This is a genomic window from Allocoleopsis franciscana PCC 7113, from assembly GCF_000317515.1.
GTDB lineage: Bacteria > Cyanobacteriota > Cyanobacteriia > Cyanobacteriales > Coleofasciculaceae > Allocoleopsis > Allocoleopsis franciscana.
The window spans coordinates 668,510-686,907 of sequence record NC_019738.1 but is presented as its reverse complement, the minus strand read 5'-3'; the positions used below and the strand labels follow the sequence as shown (position 1 = coordinate 686,907).

13 protein-coding genes are annotated in these 18,398 nt (G+C 46.7%); 4 read left to right on the top strand and 9 right to left on the bottom strand.

Translation table 11 applies throughout. From position 1 onward, the window contains the following. Window positions 1–58: 58 nt before the first annotated feature. Window positions 59–1,156, bottom strand: coding sequence for an anthranilate phosphoribosyltransferase (trpD, locus tag MIC7113_RS02865; protein ID WP_015180674.1), 1,098 nt, complete (start codon window positions 1,154–1,156; stop codon window positions 59–61). Between the two features lie 588 nt (window positions 1,157–1,744). On the opposite strand from trpD, the gene MIC7113_RS32970 reads away from it, so the two are divergent. Then, window positions 1,745–4,879, top strand: a complete 3,135-nt coding sequence (locus tag MIC7113_RS32970; RefSeq protein ID WP_015180673.1) for a PAS domain S-box protein — start codon at window positions 1,745–1,747, stop codon at window positions 4,877–4,879. Window positions 4,880–4,935: 56 nt separating this feature from the next. Here the strand turns inward: MIC7113_RS32970 and ispF are convergent, their stop codons facing one another. Further along, window positions 4,936–5,415 carry a 2-C-methyl-D-erythritol 2,4-cyclodiphosphate synthase gene (ispF, locus tag MIC7113_RS02855; protein ID WP_041780387.1) on the bottom strand — a complete coding sequence of 160 codons (480 nt, stop codon included), beginning with the start codon at window positions 5,413–5,415 and terminating at the stop codon, window positions 4,936–4,938. A gap of 330 nt (window positions 5,416–5,745) precedes the next feature. Continuing rightward, window positions 5,746–5,922, bottom strand: a complete 177-nt coding sequence (locus MIC7113_RS37165; protein WP_172642221.1) for a hypothetical protein — start codon at window positions 5,920–5,922, stop codon at window positions 5,746–5,748. Here MIC7113_RS37165 and MIC7113_RS02850 point away from each other — a divergent pair. Next, on the top strand, window positions 5,917–7,476 hold the full coding sequence (locus tag MIC7113_RS02850; protein ID WP_015180671.1) for a glycosyltransferase: 1,560 nt from the start codon (window positions 5,917–5,919) through the stop codon (window positions 7,474–7,476). The two genes, MIC7113_RS37165 and MIC7113_RS02850, sit on opposite strands and share 6 nt — an antisense overlap. A gap of 12 nt (window positions 7,477–7,488) precedes the next feature. Next, complete coding sequence (locus tag MIC7113_RS02845; protein WP_015180670.1) at window positions 7,489–8,298, top strand: SAM hydrolase/SAM-dependent halogenase family protein; 810 nt, start codon at window positions 7,489–7,491, stop codon at window positions 8,296–8,298. A gap of 209 nt (window positions 8,299–8,507) precedes the next feature. On the opposite strand, the gene MIC7113_RS02840 is transcribed toward MIC7113_RS02845, so the two are convergent. Beyond that, window positions 8,508–8,759, bottom strand: coding sequence for a hypothetical protein (locus MIC7113_RS02840; protein ID WP_015180669.1), 252 nt, complete (start codon window positions 8,757–8,759; stop codon window positions 8,508–8,510). Between the two features lie 159 nt (window positions 8,760–8,918). On the opposite strand from MIC7113_RS02840, the gene MIC7113_RS02835 reads away from it, so the two are divergent. Next, complete coding sequence (locus tag MIC7113_RS02835) at window positions 8,919–11,036, top strand: NAD(P)/FAD-dependent oxidoreductase (protein WP_015180668.1); 2,118 nt, start codon at window positions 8,919–8,921, stop codon at window positions 11,034–11,036. Window positions 11,037–11,187: 151 nt separating this feature from the next. Here MIC7113_RS02835 and MIC7113_RS02830 read toward each other — a convergent pair whose 3' ends face one another. The 5 genes from MIC7113_RS02830 to MIC7113_RS02810 all read right to left on the bottom strand — a co-directional run bounded on the left by MIC7113_RS02830 (window position 11,188) and on the right by MIC7113_RS02810 (window position 18,148). Continuing rightward, the gene (locus MIC7113_RS02830; protein WP_015180667.1) at window positions 11,188–12,897 is read right to left on the bottom strand and encodes an ABC transporter ATP-binding protein/permease; all 1,710 of its coding nucleotides are present in this window, start codon (window positions 12,895–12,897) and stop codon (window positions 11,188–11,190) included. Between the two features lie 678 nt (window positions 12,898–13,575). Next, window positions 13,576–14,628, bottom strand: a complete 1,053-nt coding sequence (locus MIC7113_RS37450) for a hypothetical protein (RefSeq protein ID WP_015180666.1) — start codon at window positions 14,626–14,628, stop codon at window positions 13,576–13,578. Window positions 14,629–14,779: 151 nt separating this feature from the next. Beyond that, window positions 14,780–15,619 (bottom strand): type 1 glutamine amidotransferase, encoded by an 840-nt coding sequence (locus MIC7113_RS02820; protein WP_015180665.1) that lies wholly within the window; start codon window positions 15,617–15,619, stop codon window positions 14,780–14,782. Window positions 15,620–15,659: 40 nt separating this feature from the next. Beyond that, window positions 15,660–16,997 (bottom strand): Mur ligase family protein, encoded by a 1,338-nt coding sequence (locus MIC7113_RS02815; protein WP_041780385.1) that lies wholly within the window; start codon window positions 16,995–16,997, stop codon window positions 15,660–15,662. 311 nt (window positions 16,998–17,308) lie between these two features. Continuing rightward, complete coding sequence (locus tag MIC7113_RS02810; RefSeq protein WP_015180663.1) at window positions 17,309–18,148, bottom strand: hypothetical protein; 840 nt, start codon at window positions 18,146–18,148, stop codon at window positions 17,309–17,311. Window positions 18,149–18,398: the final 250 nt, after the last annotated feature.

Below are 18,398 nucleotides of genomic sequence, written 5' to 3'. Positions count from 1 at the left end.
ATGTTGGAGTTTCAGGCAACATTTACCTGAATAATCCCAAGGTTTTTATCCCCAAACCTTAATTCCCGCTCTTCAAAAACTGGACTAACTGCTCTAGCTTCGACCAAGCGGCACCACTATAAATAACCTCTTTAGCCATCTCAATCCCCGCTTGATGGTCTTCTAGTGGGATCATTCCGCCGACTTGTAAAGCTAAGGAGGCATTCAAGGCGACAGCATCCTGCTGGGCGGTTGTTCCCTTTCCTTGCAAGACATGCCGCAATATCAGCGCATTTTCATCAACATTTCCGCCTCGCAGCGCCCCTGTTGGTGCTGGTGTTAAGCCGAGCTGTTGAGGATTGAGGGTTGATAATCGCACTTCGCCTTGTGACAATAACGCCAAGTCCGTTTCATCGGCTAATCCTGCCTCATCCAATTTTTCCCGTCCATGTAGGGCAATAGCCTTGGGGGTTCCCATTTGACACAACGCTTGGGCAATCGTGATCACCAATTGTGGGTCACAGACGCCAACAATTTGACCGGTAGGGCGTAACGGATTGACGAGTGGGCCTAAAAGATTAAATATCGTCCGCACCTTCAGTGTTTGCCGCAGGGGAGCCACTACCTTCAGCGCTGGGTGCCAACCCCGTGCAAACAGGAACGTCACACCCACTTCATTTAACGCAGCCACAACCTTTTCCGTCTCGGCAGTGAGGTTCACGCCGAGGGCTTCCAAAACATCTGCCGAACCCACTTTGCTTGAAGCAGAACGATTACCATGCTTAGCAACGCGAACACCTGCGGCAGCCGCAACAAAAGCCACGGCTGTTGAGATATTAAAGGTTGAGGCTCCATCCCCACCGGTACCACAGGTATCAATAACTGGAACTTGATGTTCAATCGCCATCTTCTGTAACGATTGAGCTTGTAAAACTTGAGCCATCCCGGCTAGCTCTGCGGCGGACACACCTTTTGTTTGGATGGCGGCGAGAATTGCACCGGATAAAACCTCTGGAATTTCTTCCTGAAGCCATCCCTGCATAAGCTGTGATGCCTGATCCTGAGATAAAGATTGGCGGTCGAGGAGTTGTTGCAGTAGTGTTGACCAGTTGGTAGGGGTTTGGGTGTTGGACGCTACGGTGTCTTGGTTTTCTATCGCCAAAGCAGAGTCATTCATAGACAATAGACAAATGAGTATAAATTTGTACTTAACCGGATGCGAGTGAGCAGGTAAGCTCTTGTAATAACTATCATCAACTCACTCATTTTCCAATCTTTGACGATTGAGTCCCACTCTGATTCGGTGCTGGGTAGGATTTCACCCCATACTCCTAAGCACAGTCTGGCCTTCCCTGAACTCTGACCCTATTGCAAAGGTGAAGCCTCATAAATACATAGGAAGGACTCAGCCCTTGACCTCATTGCCCTCATGATCAGCACGCTAACGCTAAATTAATTCTTTGGTCAGAGATATTAAAGTTACTGATTAATTTTATAATTTTGTGTTTCAATGTACTAATCTTTGACAAGCCCATTTTCTATAAGAATTATAATTGTAAACTTAAATATATTTTTTACAATAGCTATTGTGCCGATTTTAAATTGAAAACTTCTTTATGAAGTTATGGATGAGTATAGCGGTTTAGATTTCTTCTTCCGGGTGAATCTGAGTAGAGAAGACCATGATAGATGAACTACTCTCACCCAATTCCTTCAATAAAATAGAGACTCAGGGCGAAATTTTCTACAATTGAGCGTTTGATGAATGCAACTTGAAGGTCAACCCTCGGTATTCGCTAATTTAGAGCTGTTTTCTGCATTTGTAGAACACATGCCTGCCGCTGTAGCCATGCTCGATTGTGAGCTGCGTTACTTGCTTACGTCTCGTCGGTGGCTGAGCGATTACGCTCTGGAAAATCAAGACCTTGTAGGTCGCGAATATTACAAAATATTTCCCCTATTTTTGCATGAGCAAGGGAGAGTGTCACCGCCTCACTCCTCTCCCTGCGGATTATCTTTCGAGAACACTTCCAGTAACGATTCCAACTCGCTAACGCCTCTACCTAGCTGGACTAAAACTCCAGTCATCAGTTCTACATCTTTTCACTGGCTTGAACGATGGCGGAAAATTTTCGCTTTAAGTTTAGCGGGAGAAACTCAGCGAGGAGATTCAGCTTATTTCATCAAACCTGACGGTTCTCGGCAAAGAGTGAAGTGGGAAATCCAGCCTTGGCGCACCCGTAACGGTGAAATAGGTGGAATTATGATTTCCACCGAATTCCAAGAAAGTCCATCTATCGCTGAAGTACCCGATTGCGAAAGTGAGCCTAGTTATTGTCGGTTTAGGGAAACAGCCACCCAAGGGATTTGGGGGACAGGTTCTCTGAGCAACACCATTGAACAGCTACAGCAGGAGATTGCGGAGCGCCAGCAGGCACAAGCGTTGCAACAGGAATCCGAAGAACGGTATCGCTCCTTGATTGCCGCCATGGCAGAAGGCATTATCTTACAAGATGCTAATGGGATCATTCGCACCTGCAATGCGGCTGCCGAACGAATTCTGGGGGTGTCTGCCGATCAACTGTTGGGCCGGACATTGATGGAGTCACACTGGTTGATTATTACGGAAGAGGGGGAGGCGATTTCTCAGGAGGAACATCCACTCCATTTAACGCTGCGTACTGGACAATCTTTTACCGATGTGATTATCGGTCTTTACAAGCCTGACAGCAGCCTCACTTGGCTCAGCCTCAATTCACAACCTCTTTTTCGCCCCCAGGAAACAACCCCTTATTCAGCGGTGGTTTCTTTGATTGATATCACCAAGCGCAAACAAATCGGAGCGGCATTGCGTGAGAGTGAAGAACGTTTTCGTGCCACCTTTGAGCAGGCGGCTGTCGGCATTACCCATGCCGAACTGGATGGCTCCTTTGTCCGGGTCAATCAGAAGTTTTGTGATATTGTTGGCTATACCCGTGAGGATATATTGCAACGAACGCTTCAGGATATTACCCATCCGGAGGATCGAGAGGTAGATCGGAAGTATTTGCGATCGCTCTTAATTGGTGAAATTGAAACCTATTCCCTAGAAAAGCGCTACCTCCGCCAGGATGGTGAGGCGATTTGGGTGGAAATTACGGCGTCTTTGGTGCATACCCCCCAAGGGAATAGCGCTGCGGGACGTATCACACTCCTACCTCAATACTTTCTATGTGTTGTCCAAGACATCAGTGATCGGAAAGCGGCTGAAGCAGCCTTGCGGAACTCAGAAGCCAAATTACGACAACGAGCACAGCGGGAAGAACTGCTCAATCGCCTGTCTAATCAAATCCGCAGATCGTTGGACTTGAACACAATTCTCGAAACTGCTGTCCGAGAAATCCGTCACTTGCTGCAAATTGATCGCTGCCAGTTTGCTTGGTATTACGCTGATGAGCGTCGCTCTTATTGGGAAGTGGTTAAAGAAGCTCGCAATCTTGATTGTGCAGAACGCACCGGTCGCTATCCCGCTGATCTGATCGGGCCGCTCAACCAAAGACTGCTGAATTTGGAAATTCTCCGCATTGATGATGTCGAGACGATTGGTGACCCGATTTTTCAATCGTTTATTCGTTCTTTTAGCTGTACCTCCGTGTTGTCGTTGCCGATGCAGACGCCTTCAGGGACGATTGGTGTGATCAACTGTATTCATACTCAAGAGGCTCGACCTTGGACGGATTGGGAATTGGAACTGTTACAAGCAGTGAAGGCTCAACTGCTGATTGCGATTAAACAGGCTGAGCTTTATGCTGCCAGCCGCCGGTCCACTCAGGAAGCCCAAGAAAAAGCTACCCAATTGCAACAAACTCTGCACGAGTTACAACGTACCCAAGCTCAGTTGATTCAGAGTGAAAAAATGTCGAGTTTGGGTCAGTTAGTAGCCGGTGTCGCTCACGAAATTAACAATCCAGTTAACTTTATATACGGCAATCTCATCCATGCTCAAGGGTATTTTCAGGAACTCTTGGGTCTACTGTCACTGTATCGTGCCACCTACCCCCATCCTCCGGGGATGATTCAAGACTATATAGAAGCCATTGACTTAGATTTTTTGATGACTGACCTGACCCAACTTCAGGACTCGATGAAGATCGGTGCTGAGCGCATTCGGGAGATCGTGCGATCGCTACGCACATTTTCCCGCTTAGATGAGTCGGAAAGCAAACAAGTAGACATTCATTCAGGCATTGAGAGTACCCTGATGATTCTGCAAAATCGGCTTAAAGGGAAGCCCGGTTGTCCGGCTATTTCTGTGATTAAACAGTATGGCAACTTACCCCTAGTTGAGTGCTATCCAGGACAGCTCAATCAAGTATTCATGAATTTGCTGACGAATGCCATTGATGCTGTAGATGAAAAAAGCAGATGTCAGTCCTCACAGGCTCATGGTACTCAGGAAGAATCCATCATTCATCCCCCACCCACTATCACGATTACCACGGGTATTGTCCTTACCGATAAACAGGAAGATCACAGTTTATCTGAGGAGGAGAGAAGCAAAGAGGAAGGAGATATGGAGTATTGTCAAGCTAATTGCTTTGCATCCCCTTTACTCTCCTGCAAAAATCTGAATTCATCCGTTCACTCCCCTACTATTTCGCCCACTCATGTCTTTATTTGCATCGCCGATAATGGGATAGGAATGACGCAGAAGACACAGCAGCAGCTATTTGATCCATTTTTTACCACTAAGGCGGTGGGTAAAGGAACGGGTTTGGGGTTAGCCATCAGCTACCAGATCATTGTTGAGAAACACGGAGGTGATTTGCGGTGTAATTCAGCACTCGGAGACGGCGCTGAGTTTGTGATAGAAATCCCCATCAAACATCATCAAAGGCAAAGTCAGTTAAGCCATAAATGAAAAATTAAACGTGGCGCTAAATCGGGATGACGATCTTTATAAGCAATAAACTCCGCTTAACGACCCACCAATAACGCTACTGCATAGGCAGCTATTCCCTCTTCTCGTCCTACGGGGCCTAACTTTTCGTTTGTGGTTGCCTTGATGCTGATTTGGTCGGGTTGTAATTCTAGTGTGGAACTGAGGCGATCGCGCATAGCCTTAAGGTGAGGCTTTAGCTTCGGACGTTCTGCCACAATCACAGAGTCAATATTTCCAATGGAAAAACCGTGGGTGTGGATGAGTTGATTGACCTGACTCAGCAAAACTATACTATCTGCCCCTGCCCACTTTGGGTCAGTGGGGGGGAAGTAATGACCAATATCCCCTAAACTCAAAGCACCCAGCATCGCATCCATCATCGCGTGGGTCAAAACGTCGGCATCACTATGACCAAGTAAACCCATCTCATGGGCAATTTCTATGCCACCTAAAATCAGTGGACGTTCTGTAACGAGTTGATGGATATCGTAACCATTACCAATGCGTATATTCATTTTTTGGCTATCAGTTGAGCGATTTTTCCACAGTACTAGTGTTTCACATGTTGTCCGCAACCAAAACCGCCCAACTAAATCAAGAGTGGCAGCGTGGGCGTGATGATTCATTGTTAACCTAGTCTAGTTTCCAGTGCAAAACCCAAAAGCCTTACATTGCAAGTGACAGGGCTGAATTAGGGCTGTGAAGGCGATCGCTTTATGTCATTTGGTATAGGTGAGCCATTGATACTCATGATTAACTTAAGCATTAGGAAATGCCTGAATCGAAGTGGGCGACTTGAATCAAGGAAACGCCAAATCGCCTCCTGAAATACTTTTTTCTGGCGCTTACGGACAGCCTGACGACAAGCGATAGCGCTGCCTCACACCACCCAAAGGGTCAGCACGCAGCAGTTCGCAGAAATTTTCGCAGGTCAACAGATGTAATCGCCAAACTCTTCTAGTGCGCTCTTCAGGCAGAACTCTCCAGCCAAACCAAGACGTATTAGGAATTAGGCGATGCACATTGGATTTCTCAACCCTCAAGGCAACTTCGACCCAGGTGATAGTCACTTATCCGAACATCCCGATTTTGGTGGTCAACTGACCTATGTCAAACAAGTCGCCTTAGAAATGGCTCAAAAGGGTCACAAAGTCGATATTCTCACCCGCCAAATCATAGAACCCGACTGGCCCGAATTTGCAGAACCCTTTGACGCTTATTCTGGGGTGGATAACGTCCGCATTATCCGGTTACCGGCTGGCCCTAAAGAATTTTTGCGTAAAGAGTTACTTTGGCCTCATTTGGTCACAGACTGGGTACCTAACATCCTGAAATTTTATCGCAACCAAGGTGGCTTACCCGATGTGATGACCACCCACTACGGTGATGGAGGAGTCTGTGGCGTTCTGATTGAAGAGGAGACGGGCGTACCCTTCACCTTTACCGCTCATTCTCTGGGTGCCCAGAAGATGGATCAACGGCAGGTTACCCCAGAAAATCTCCCGGAACTTGATCCGCAATTCTATTTCGGACGCCGCCTCATTGCCGAACGCCTGAGCATGAATCGCTCAGCGGTTAACATCACCAGTACGCGACAGGAACGCTTTGAGCAGTATTCTCATCAAGCCTATCAGGGAGCCATTGATGTTTCCCATAAGGCTCGCTTTGCCGTGATTGCGCCCGGAGTAGACTCATCCATTTTCGGTGCCGAAGTCCGCTCTGACCATGAAGAAGCAACCTATCAACTCGTGATGGAACGATTGGCACGAGATATTCCTGAACCAAGGCGAGAGTGGCCTGTGATCGTAGCCAGCAGCCGCTTAGCTCCTAAAAAGAACATCCTAGGTCTAGTGCAAGCCTTCGCCATCAGCCCAACCTTACAGGAACGAGCCAATCTGCTGCTGATTACCCCAGGATTGGATAATCCACTGCACGAGGAAGCCAGCGACTCTCAAACTGAACAAGAGGTATTAGTCCCCATCCGAGAGGTGGTGAACGAAAACAACTTGTGGGGCAAGATTAGTGCCTTTGGTTTACCGGATCAACCCGCCTTAGCCGCGACCTATCGGTTGATGAGCAAACGCCGTTCTGTATTCGCCCTCACATCCTACTATGAACCCTTTGGACTCGGTCCTTTGGAAGCTGCCGTAGCCGGTCTGCCTGTGGTGGGAACCCAGAATGGAGGCTTAAGTGAAAGCTTAAAACAGGGGGATGATGAATATAGTATCTTGGTTGACCCAGAAGATCCTGCTGATATTGCACAGGGACTTGAACAGGTGATTTGTGATGCCCAACTGTGGGAACAGTTGCAATCGGGGGGTCAGCAGCATGTTTTGGAGAATTATACCTGGGAGTGTACCGCCAAACACTACCTGACTCTGATTGAGCAGATTGTGGCTCAACCTGCGGCACGTCGGTCTTCTGAATTACTCCCTATTCATCCTTATTTCCGTAACCCCCAACCGCAAACCGATGTTTCTCTGGAAGAATTGAGCCGCCTTTACTTTGGTTCTAATCCGACATCTCCCTCGGAAGAACCCAGCAATTTTGCATCGTCTACTCTAACTCATACATAAAAGATAAACCTCATGCTCGTTCACATCATTGCCGATTACGGCTTAGGCGACTTAGCCTTTGCTGAAGTCGTACAACGGATCAAGCTTTATCTCCCAGATGCGGAACCTGTACTCACGCCTGTCCCGGCTTTTGCTACCTTAGCAGCGGGATTTTGTATTGCCCAGTTGGGCTTGAATCAAGCTCCCCCTGGAACCATCATTTATCATAATGTTGCGCCGCGAGAGGATGATCAACAGGCGCGTACTGCTAATGCGGGTGAGCGTCTGGCTTTCGCCCGTCTACCGACGGGTGTGCGCGTAATTGGTGTGAATGCGGGTTATGCTTTCTCATTTGTGCGGGATGTGGCTGAAGATCTGCGCTGGGCGGCGGTAGCGGCTGAAGGATCTCAGTTCCGTTCCCGTGACCTATTTCCCCAAGCCGCTGGGGCGATCGCATTGGGTCAACCTGATGCTCTGGGTGAAGAAATATCCTCTTCTGATATACCCGATGTGCCACCCAACTGTATTGCCTATATTGATGGCTACGGCAACTTGAAAACTACGATTAAATATGATATTAGCAATGGGCAAGACGGCGAAACGGTGCGTTTACGAATGGGTGAGAGAGAACAGGACGCAACCAAGAGTGATGGTAGCTTTGCCGTCGAATCCGGACAATTAGCCTTTGCACCGGGTAGCAGTGGTTGGGTGAATGCCCAAGGTGACTCTACCTGTTGGATGGAGATTTTCCTCCGTGGTGGTAATGCCTGGGAGTCTTTTGATTGCCCTTCGGTGGGTACGCCGATACAGATCAACGAAGGGACTGCTCGCTCAAGAGCCTGAGATCAAAGCGGTCTATGTGAGTGATTCTCTGAGAGATTGTAAAAATTCCTTAACAAAGGTAACGCTTTCTTGCGCCAAGATTTCATATAGCGACGATCGCCAATACCCACAGGTCTAAAGCCGCCCAGATTGTTGCCAGTAGATTGAATCGTCAACACTACTGGCAATCGGCGTTCTCGTGCCCACTTGGGTAAGGCTAAACTGAGGCATTAGGCCGGGATTTTAACAGAGGGCAGACTTTCCCAAGCTTGCTTAACAATATCGCTCAGCCAGCGTCTTTGTGCCGAATCGAGCCAGCCGTCTTCTGCTAGAACTTCGGCGGTTAGTTCGTCTAGGGACTGACCCTGTTGGCGGGCAATCTGAATCACGCCCGCGATCGCCGCCGCCACTAATTCTTCATCAACCGGCTTTTGACGCAGGGCAACAACTTCTTGAGGGTTAGCTGGGATGGGATAATTCATGGCTAGTTAACAATGGCACCCTTTAATTTAACAAACATGAGAATTATGTAAAGTTTTTTTTCTAATCTTAAATAATTCAGTATTCGGAAGCTTAACGCATTTTGCCTCCTTGTGACCTCCGTCTTTTCTCTTAATTCATGCGTCAGTGAGATTACCACAATGAAAGAACTTTTCTACGTAGAATTACCTACACCAGATACAGCCACCGTTCGCTCCTGGTTACAGCAGGACTGGCAACACGAGCTTGGGGATAAGATTATCACTCCTGATGGTATCCGTTTGAAATTTAACAATGCACTCCCCAGCGATCAAACCCCTACAAGCAGTACTACCCCAATTCCGGAAATTTCCATCTTTATTTGGTCCGTACAGCGAACGACCTATCTTAAAGCGTTTCGTTGGGGAATCTCGCCCATTCCTGGCGAACGCCAAATTCTGCAACAGCTAGAAACCGCTCTACGTCGTCAATTCCCTTATCATTATCCTGAACCGCCTGTTCTGGATGTCACCAAACCCTCAATCTTTGAGGCGTTGGCTCCTTACTATCCCAAGACGGTTGAGTTCTTCCAAAAAATGCCCAATGGAGAATATGACCTCAACCGTGTCTACTGGTGGGAGAAACGATGGCGTGAAGGGGTTCGTAATCCCCAGCAGCCCAAGCAAGTGGTGTTTAAAGAACGGGGGGGTCAAGACTGGGGTGTGAGGGCTGAGCAGCCAATCTCCATGTACGACATTATTTATATTGGTGGTGCCTTGGGTGTGATTCATGCGGCAGTCATGGCACAGCGAGGCTACCGGGTGCTACTGATTGAGCGATTACCGTTTGGGCGAATGAACCGGGAGTGGAATATTTCCCGTGATGAGTTCCAAAGCTTGATTGATTTGGGTTTATTTACCCCGGCTGAGTTTGAAGGCTTGATTGCCAGAGAATACATCGATGGGTTTAATAAATTCTTTGATGGTAACAATCCACCTCATCTGAGAGCCGCCATTCTTCACACGCCAACTGTACTCAATGTGGCGATGGATTCTGAGAAACTACTGCGGTTGTGTGGCGAAAAGCTCAAGAGTGCTGGGGGAGAAATCTGGGATGAGACGGAATTTATCCGAGCCGATATTGAACCCAATCAAGTTAGGGTTAAGCTGCAACACTTGCCCAGCCAATCCGACAGACAAGCCACAGGACGGCTGTTAGTGGATGCGATGGGGACGGCATCACCTATTGCATGGCAACTGAATGGAGGTCGGGCGTTTGATAGTGTCTGCCCAACCGTAGGGGCGGTGATTGCTAAGGGATTTGAGCCTGGAGTCTGGGATTCCCATTATGGCGACGTTCTCAACAGTCATGGGGACATCTCACGGGGGCGTCAGCTCATTTGGGAGTTGTTTCCGGGTGCTGATGAGGAACTAACCATCTATTTGTTCCATTATCATCAGGTGAATCCTGAGAATCCCGGTTCGTTGCTGGAGATGTATGAAGATTTCTTTGCCATTCTGCCAGAGTACCGTCGATGTGATATGGAGAAGTTGGTGTGGAAGAAACCCACCTTTGGTTATATTCCTGGTCATTTTAGTGTGGGGAGTCGCGATCGCACTGTAGCCTTTGATCGACTCGTTGCTTTGGGTGATGCCGCCTCACTCCAGTCTCCCCTCGTCTTCACCGGTTTTGGTTCCCTTGTCCGTAACCTTTATCGCTTAACTGACCTTTTAGACACAGCGTTGCGACATAATCTGCTCAGCGCCAGAGATTTAAACCAGATTCGCGCTTATCAAAGCAACGTTTCTGTCACCTGGCTGTTTTCTAAGGGCATGATGGTGCCAACAGGTCGTCATTTCCCACCCCAGCGAGTCAACGCCATGCTGAATACCTTCTTTGGGCTGTTGGCAGACGAACCTCCCCAAATAGCTGATGATTTCATTAAAGACCGCTTTGGCTGGTTAACATTCAATCGGCTGGCTCTGAAGGCGGCAAAGCGAAATCCCGCTCTCTTACCCTGGATTTGGCAAATGGCGGGGGCTAAGGATATTTTTCGTTGGCTAGGCAGTTACTTGATTTTTACTGGCAATGCCTTCGTTAGCTGGTTGCTGAAGGGTTGGTTCCCTGGTGTCGTCCGGTATCTTCAGCCTTGGATTGAACAACGAAATCCGGCACTGTGGTTACGACTGTTGGCTCAAAGTTACGCTCTGACGGCTGACATGGGGCGTTCTGAGAGAGTTAGGAGTGAGGAAGTTAAAAATAAGCGGGAGGAGTTAAAGGAACTATCCCGGCTTAATTGATCGGCACTTCAAAATTCCAATAAGGGAGTTTCAGGAGTTGCAAAACTTCTAGGGAATGAGAAGGAAAGGAAATGTGAATTGTAGAAGTTAGGGAATGCAGGAAAATTCCGGCTTCCTGCCAAAAGCTATCACTCTCCTAAATCCTTCTCATTCAAGCAAACTCTCTACTACGAGGGCTATATTCTTCAGTTGAGATGAGCTGCCAATCGCCATGACCACCTAGCTTTAAGACCTGCTCATGATACGGTATTAAAGTGGGACGGTGCCCGACACTAATAAAAGTAGTTCCTGTCTTTTTAAGTAACTGATAGAGGTGTTTCTCGTTTTCTACATCTAAAGCACTGGTAGATTCGTCCAAAATGGCATAGCGGGGTTTAGAAAGCAGTAGCCGTGCAAATGCTAACCGTTGTTGTTCTCCTAATGACAAAATATCAGCCCATTCTAACTCCCGATCAAATCCACCCAATCGTTTTGACAAGTCGCCAAGATTGACTTGTTCGAGTATCTTTTGCAAGAATTCATCCGTTACTTCGCTGCTGCTATTGGGATACAACAACTGACTTCGTAGATTCCCTAGAAGCATGTAAGGACGTTGGGGCAAAAACATCATGTCCTCTCGTTTGGGGCGGAAAACACAACCCGTACCAGTATTCCATAATCCTGCAACGGCTCGCATTAAAGAACTCTTACCAACGCCCGATGGCCCAACTACTAAAATGGCTTCACCCGGAGGCAGCTTAAAAGATAAATCTTTGATCAGAATTCGTTCATAGTTAGGCGTTTCCAATGTGACGGATTGGAGGGCTAGATACTCATGTTCTACTATATCAATGGTTAGCCCTCCTCGCTGGGGTGCTGCATTTGAACTGGTAAGTACCCCATCAAAGGTTCCTAAACGTTTAATCTCAGCCGTAAAATTACTAACTAGATCGAAGCTATCTACAATAAACCCAAGAGCTGCCAAAATTGAGACAAAAGCCCCGGAGGCTTGGCTTATCTGCCCAAAATCTAACTGACCAGAGAAGTATCGAGGCGCTAAAAAGAAGATCGGTAAATTTGTAAATATCATCTGCGTACCTTGTGTAAAAAACATCAGGTTACGCTGCAAATCAATAGTGCTTTTATAGTTATCAAGTACGTGACCAAATCGCTGTTTTACTGTTCCTATTTCATGAGTTTCTCCTCCATAAAATGCGATGGATTCACTATTATCTCGAACATGAACTAAGCTATAGCGTAAGTTAGCCTCTCGCTGCAATTGCCTGTATTTTAAGAGAGCTAATCGTTTGCCGAGGATAATAATGATTGTTGTTCTAAAAAATGCCAATATCATTACAACGATGGCAAGTGCTTTATCAATTGAGAAGAGAATTCCGATAAAAGAGATAATAGTAACACTATGATTAAGCAGGAGTCCTGAAATATCAATATTTTGTCGAATAAAAATATTGATGTCTTCACCTATCCGCTGATCAGGGTTATCAATTTTGTCATTGAGCTTAATTTTATAAAAAGCTTGATTGTTGAAATATTGGTTAATAAAGCGATTGGTCAACCATCGCCGCCAGTGGAGTTGGAGCAAGTTTTGCGTATAGATAAAGAAGGTCAGAACAGGCGTGAATACAGCAAAAGTAGCTAATAGCAACAGACCCGAATTATAAAACTCTGGTATCTTTTTTTCGGTAACGGCATTCATCAAGTCTCGCAGAACAAAGCTTTGAACTATGTTGAAGAAATTGATGCCTAGCGTAAACAAAATTACTAGCAATAAAATTCCCCTAGCACGCCATTTCTGTTCTGAAAAAAAATAGGGCTTAACCAGCAGCAAAAACTGCTTTGAATACTGCCTCAATTGATTCATTTTGCTTTATTGGGTGTCTAGGGTACGTAAAACTTGCTTGAGATAATTTTTAATTCTTGATTGTTCTCAACTGATGTGACTTTCCCAGCTATTTTTTAGGTTTGTCCTATCAGTAAGATTTGGTGCGCTTAAGCCGTATTTGCTTACCCAACCACCATGCATGAGCTTGATTCTCCCCTTATTTTTGTCATTAATTAAGCGCAATTGAGAACCAGGCTATAGGAAAATCACTATCCCAAAGGTGGTTTCAGGATTTAACGGAAGAAGCAAGACAGTCGTTACTTGTCCAAAATCTATCTAAAGATAGGTGACAAACTTGAGATGCACTATAAAAAGCTTAACTAAACTCTTCTCTGAACGTCAAGGAAGAGCCTGCCAATCAAGAAAAAGAAGGCAACGCCAACTAGACAAAGACCTGATTCGAGGAACAACCGTATTTCTATCCTAAGATAGGTGACATCGCATAAAGCATTTCTTTGCTTGATTGAGACACGCAAAAACACCCTAGGGCAGACTTCCTTACTCACTATCCCTGGGAATAGTCTGCACTAGGGTTCTATTAGCTTTGATGGAAAGCAACACGATTGCCTAAGCGGTACTGGCAAAGCTTCCTGTTGATTCACCCTTTGGGGTAACTTCGCTTTACACAAACAAACGGCACCAGTTCTCGCTGAACGCTCACTCTAATTCTGGAATTTTCTCCAGTGGCACAAACTCTTTACTGTCTGGGTTGTATCCCCAAGCAACTCCTTCAGGATCTCGACTTTGGCTCCATTCGGGGAAGTCTTCGTCCGATTTGCGTTTCCCAACTGTACTGGAATGAACGTCAAGCCGCTTTGCTAGTTCGGCTTGGATGAGAGGTTTATAAAGTTCCTGGTTTTGAAGCGGTGCATCTTGGGATAATTTCTCTTTTTCCTTGAATAATGCAGTCGGTTCGGACTGCGGTGGTTTCAAGGGTTCGAGGTGGGCTTCAACCGGATCTTTCGTGGTGAGTGCAACAGGTGAAACGGATTCTTCTGTCGTAGACACTTCAACAGGTGAAATGGGTTCTTCTTCCTCGATTGCAACCTGATCAGGTGTGGATACTTCAACAGGTGGGACAGGTACTTCTTCCTTGAGTTCAACCTGATCGGTCGAATATACCTCAATAGATGGGACAGATTCTTCTGCGATGGGCGGTTCAAGAAGTTCTTGTCGCCCAGGAATAGAAGATTCGCCGTGAGAATGAGAAGGGTGCGAATCTTTCTGCGTCAGCGTTTCAATCAGTTCTGAGGCTGGTAATTCTGGGGTTAGAGTAGCAATATCATCTTCATCTTCATCTTCTAACTCAGGCGGGGGTTCACTTTCCTCCAAGAGACTGCCGAGTGAACTCACTGTAAGGAAGTAATACACTGTACCCTTACCTTCATACTCTCGGCGCTGAGCACCAAATTCTTCGGCTTTTCTATCCAGAAATAGCCTTGCTGCTGAACCCGATAGGTTAGCCTTTATAGACAAGTCTAGTGCGGTCAGGCAACCTTGGTTTTCTTTAATTAACTGATTGAAGTAGGGATTAACCCGATTGCTCCACTGCTGCCATTGATATTTCTGCCAAACCCTGAGAGTCAGACTCAGAAGCAACAGTGCCAGCAGTACAGGCCAAGCCTTGAACAGCAGGACGATTAAAAATGCAATGGGGAGGATGAGAATAAGAAGGCCAGTGGCACTACTATCGATTTCTTTTTCGGTCATAGCCCTGGTTGCGAATTTACGTTATGGCAAACCATACTTAATCATGGCAAAGATTGCGCTCGATCATTTGTGGAGGCATGAGATTTGAGGTGGCGACCCTGCTGCTGACACCCAAAAGCTGCGTTTTGTCAGCAACCACCGTTTCCGTAGTTTAGCCGCTTTGTTGTTGCCTTGAAAACTGCAAGGTGTCTTGACTTAGGTGAGTAAGAGCAAGGCGTTTAAACATCGCGTCCCGTGCCTGCATGGCTAGAGTATCATCAAGTGGCTTTAAAGACACAGGCGTTTGATACTTTTGTCGGAGTGCCGTCTGAATCAGCCAATCGGCAACAAAGGGATTCTTGGGTAATAAGGGGCCGTGGGAATAGGTTGCGATCGCATTTCGATAGAATGCCCCCTCCATCCCGTCTTCCCCATTATTCCCGTACCCTTTCACGACGCGACCCAAGGGTTCAACGTTCCCTAGATAGGTGCGACCCCCATGATTTTCAAAGCCAATCACCACAGGCTTTGTCCCTAACATCAGTTCTAACTCTTGGGCTAAGGGGGAAGCCGTTAACTCAAATACCACATTACCAATACAGCGGCGGGCATCAGGGCCTGGATGTTTACTGACAAAATCTAACAAACCCAATCCCTCAATCCGTTGCCCTAAAGCAGGTTCATAGTAATGCCCCAAAAGTTGGGGGGCACCGCAGGTAAATACGCCCGGTGTGCCGGCTTCTAGTTTCTCCCGCAGGGTTTCCGCTTTAATCCCCCGCAAATCGCGCATGACGATTTCCTGCTGTCGGTCTTGAGCACCCCCACCCATGAAGATATCCACCTGACGCATCGTCTCCGCAGGGGTTTGTTGGTCAAGGGGCATCACTTGGACGTTAATCCCTCGCCATTGAGCACGTTGTTTGAGGCAGATGACATTCCCGCGATCGCCGTAGGTACTCATTAGGGTCGGGTAAAGCCAACCAATTGTCAATTCCATTTGTTCGGGATTCATGGCAAGGTGAAGGTTGAACGTTGCAAGTTGCAGGTTAAAGCTAGAGAATTTTCCGACCCGTTAGCAAGCCGCGTACTTCCAGCATGGCGGAGTAGGTGGGTAAAATATGGAGAGTTTCATTGACTGGGGTAAGTTCCAAGGCTGTAGCGATCGCTTCCTGCAAGTCTTCTTTAACAATCAGTCGGAAGTGATTGTCTTCTGCCGTTTGGCTATAGCGTAGGCGTAGTGCCATATCATAAACGCGATCGCCACTGACAATAATCGTTCCCCCTAACTCCACTAGCTTCTCGGTATCCACATCCCAAATCCAGGACACATCCGTACCATCCGGTGTGCGGTCATTGAGTACCAATAGTTTAGTTGATGCGCCACCTTTTTTTTGGATGTCAGTCACGGCACGGATGGTTTCATTCATCCCTACCGGATTCTTGGATAACAAAATCCTGACATGCTTCCCGTTCACATCCAATTCTTCCGCACGTCCAAAGGCAGCACGGAAGTTCTTAACCGTGTCATAAATGGCGGCGGTATCTATTCCCATCTCCCGCGCCACTAATCCTGCTGCTAGGGTGTTGTATTTGTTATAAACACCAATCAGAATTTGGGGCCATTCCTGACTATTTACCGCTAGCTGACTTTTGCTAAAGCCACAGCTAGGACAGTGATAATCTCCTAAATGGGACAGGTAAACGCCCTCATAATCTAGGGGATGTCCACAACTGGGACAATAAATCGAGTCTACCGCATGGGGAATTTCATCTAGATACAAGTCAGGTTCACTCAGACCAAAGAATAAAACTTTTTGGGGTAGTTGCTGACCGAGATGGGAGAGCGTGGGGTCATCAGCGTTTAAAATAACTTTGGTGTCAGGAGGTAAAGGTGCGATCGCTTCTTGCCATCGGCGGCTAATTGTATCCACTTCTCCGTAGCGATCGAGCTGGTCGCGAAACAAGTTTAAGCCCAAAATGAACTGAGGCTGACAATCGCGCAGTATTAGAGGCAGGATATTCTCATCCACCTCCAAAATGGCATAGTCTGCGTCTAGCTGACCCAGTAAATTGGTATTTTCCAGTAGCGTCGTCACCAAGCCATTAATCAAATTCGCACCTGTCGCATTGTGCGCGACTCGCCAACCCTGAGCCTCAAGAAGGGTACGCAGGAGTAGAGAAGTCGTCGTTTTTCCATTAGTGCCAACAACGAGAATGACCCCTCGCCTGACTTGTTGAAACAGTAGCGGTAGCGCCTTCGGCTGGAGACGACGAGCCACCTCCCCTGGCAACACACTCGCGGCTCCCAAGCGTAAGGAACGTACCACAGACGTAACTGTTTTTGATACCCCGACAGATACTCCAAGCCGTAATCGATCAACAACTGATATGCTCAAATCCACACTCCTGAATCAGCCAAATAGCCTCTAAACGTTTAGGGTCGATAGGGCTATTTACTGTTCTACGCATTGCTCGTCAGCATTGTACCGGACATCTCGCCAATCAGCTAGCCATGCCTGATGAGCGGACAGGCTAAGCTTTGGGGTAAAGCAGGGAAAAAATAGAAGGGGAGCATGGGAGAGACTTTATGATGCACTGTCGCCAACTTGATTGCCTTAAAGGTTTGTTCCGAACGGCACTTACATGGAGTGTGGTCTATTTTGGGGTTTAGCGATCGCTCTCACTCTCAATTTTCAACGGGTCAAAGCTGATTTGACAGCCTACCAGGCTCTTCGCCTTGCTTTCTATCCTTGAGGATGCGGATAGACAAATCCAAGTCCATTGATAAGCCCATGTAGGATAACAGAGCGTAGATGAAGACTGCAATTCCCACCATCTCAGAGAACTCTTCCAGAGTTGTTAGTATTGCATACCCCATGTTCTGCTGCCCATATAAACTTACATAGTACCCATTGATCATTTCCATACCAAGAGCACCGGCAACATAGATAGTTCCAGCAACAAGGAATAAACGGCGTGTCTTTTTCGGAAGAATACAGAGAAATCCCCAGAAGGCTAACAAGCAGAGGAGAACTAATATGGAACCTGGAATAACCCAGGCAAAGTGAAAGAAGCTATTTGTATTAAGCGTAGAACGCAACGGCTCAATTATTTGTTCGTGAATGCTGAAAGCTTCGTCCCAGGCTAGATATAAAAAGATGATTGATAACGCGCCCCAATAGGGTACATAGCGGTTCCTCGCTATTTTTTTAGCATAAGCAATTGTTGCAAGAAGAATTGAACAAAATAACAATGTAGACATCGAATAGAAAGCAGGAATGTTTTTCTCGGCATCGACATTAAATATCCCTGCTAAGCGATCCCTCAAAAAATAGTCAGGCAGGAAGTATTGAGTCCACTGACCTATTAGACTGACGAGGTTGAGACCCAGTATCACAAACAGCAAAAATCGCAGCGTTCTCCTTGGAGATAAACGGATTTCAAGTTGACGAGAAGAAACAGCGGAGTTGAGTAGCGAGTCAGAGTTTTCCAGTTGTTCCTGACTAGCTTGTTTAAGATCTGTGTAATGATTTCTCTGCATTTATCGATTTCTAAATAACTCAATCAGGATGAAAACAACCGAAGAACTGATTTGAATCTGTTTGCAAACCACTCTTTACGTAGTTCTGAACAAGATTCAAAAATTAATTAAGATAGGGTTAAGCTTGGATTAAGGTAAACTTTATCTAACCAGATAGGCAACTGAGTTTGCGTCTACCTAAGGTATGAATGAGGGAAAAAATTGAATTCATACGTTGGCATTGGCTCCACTCTTCGCTCCTGAAGATGCC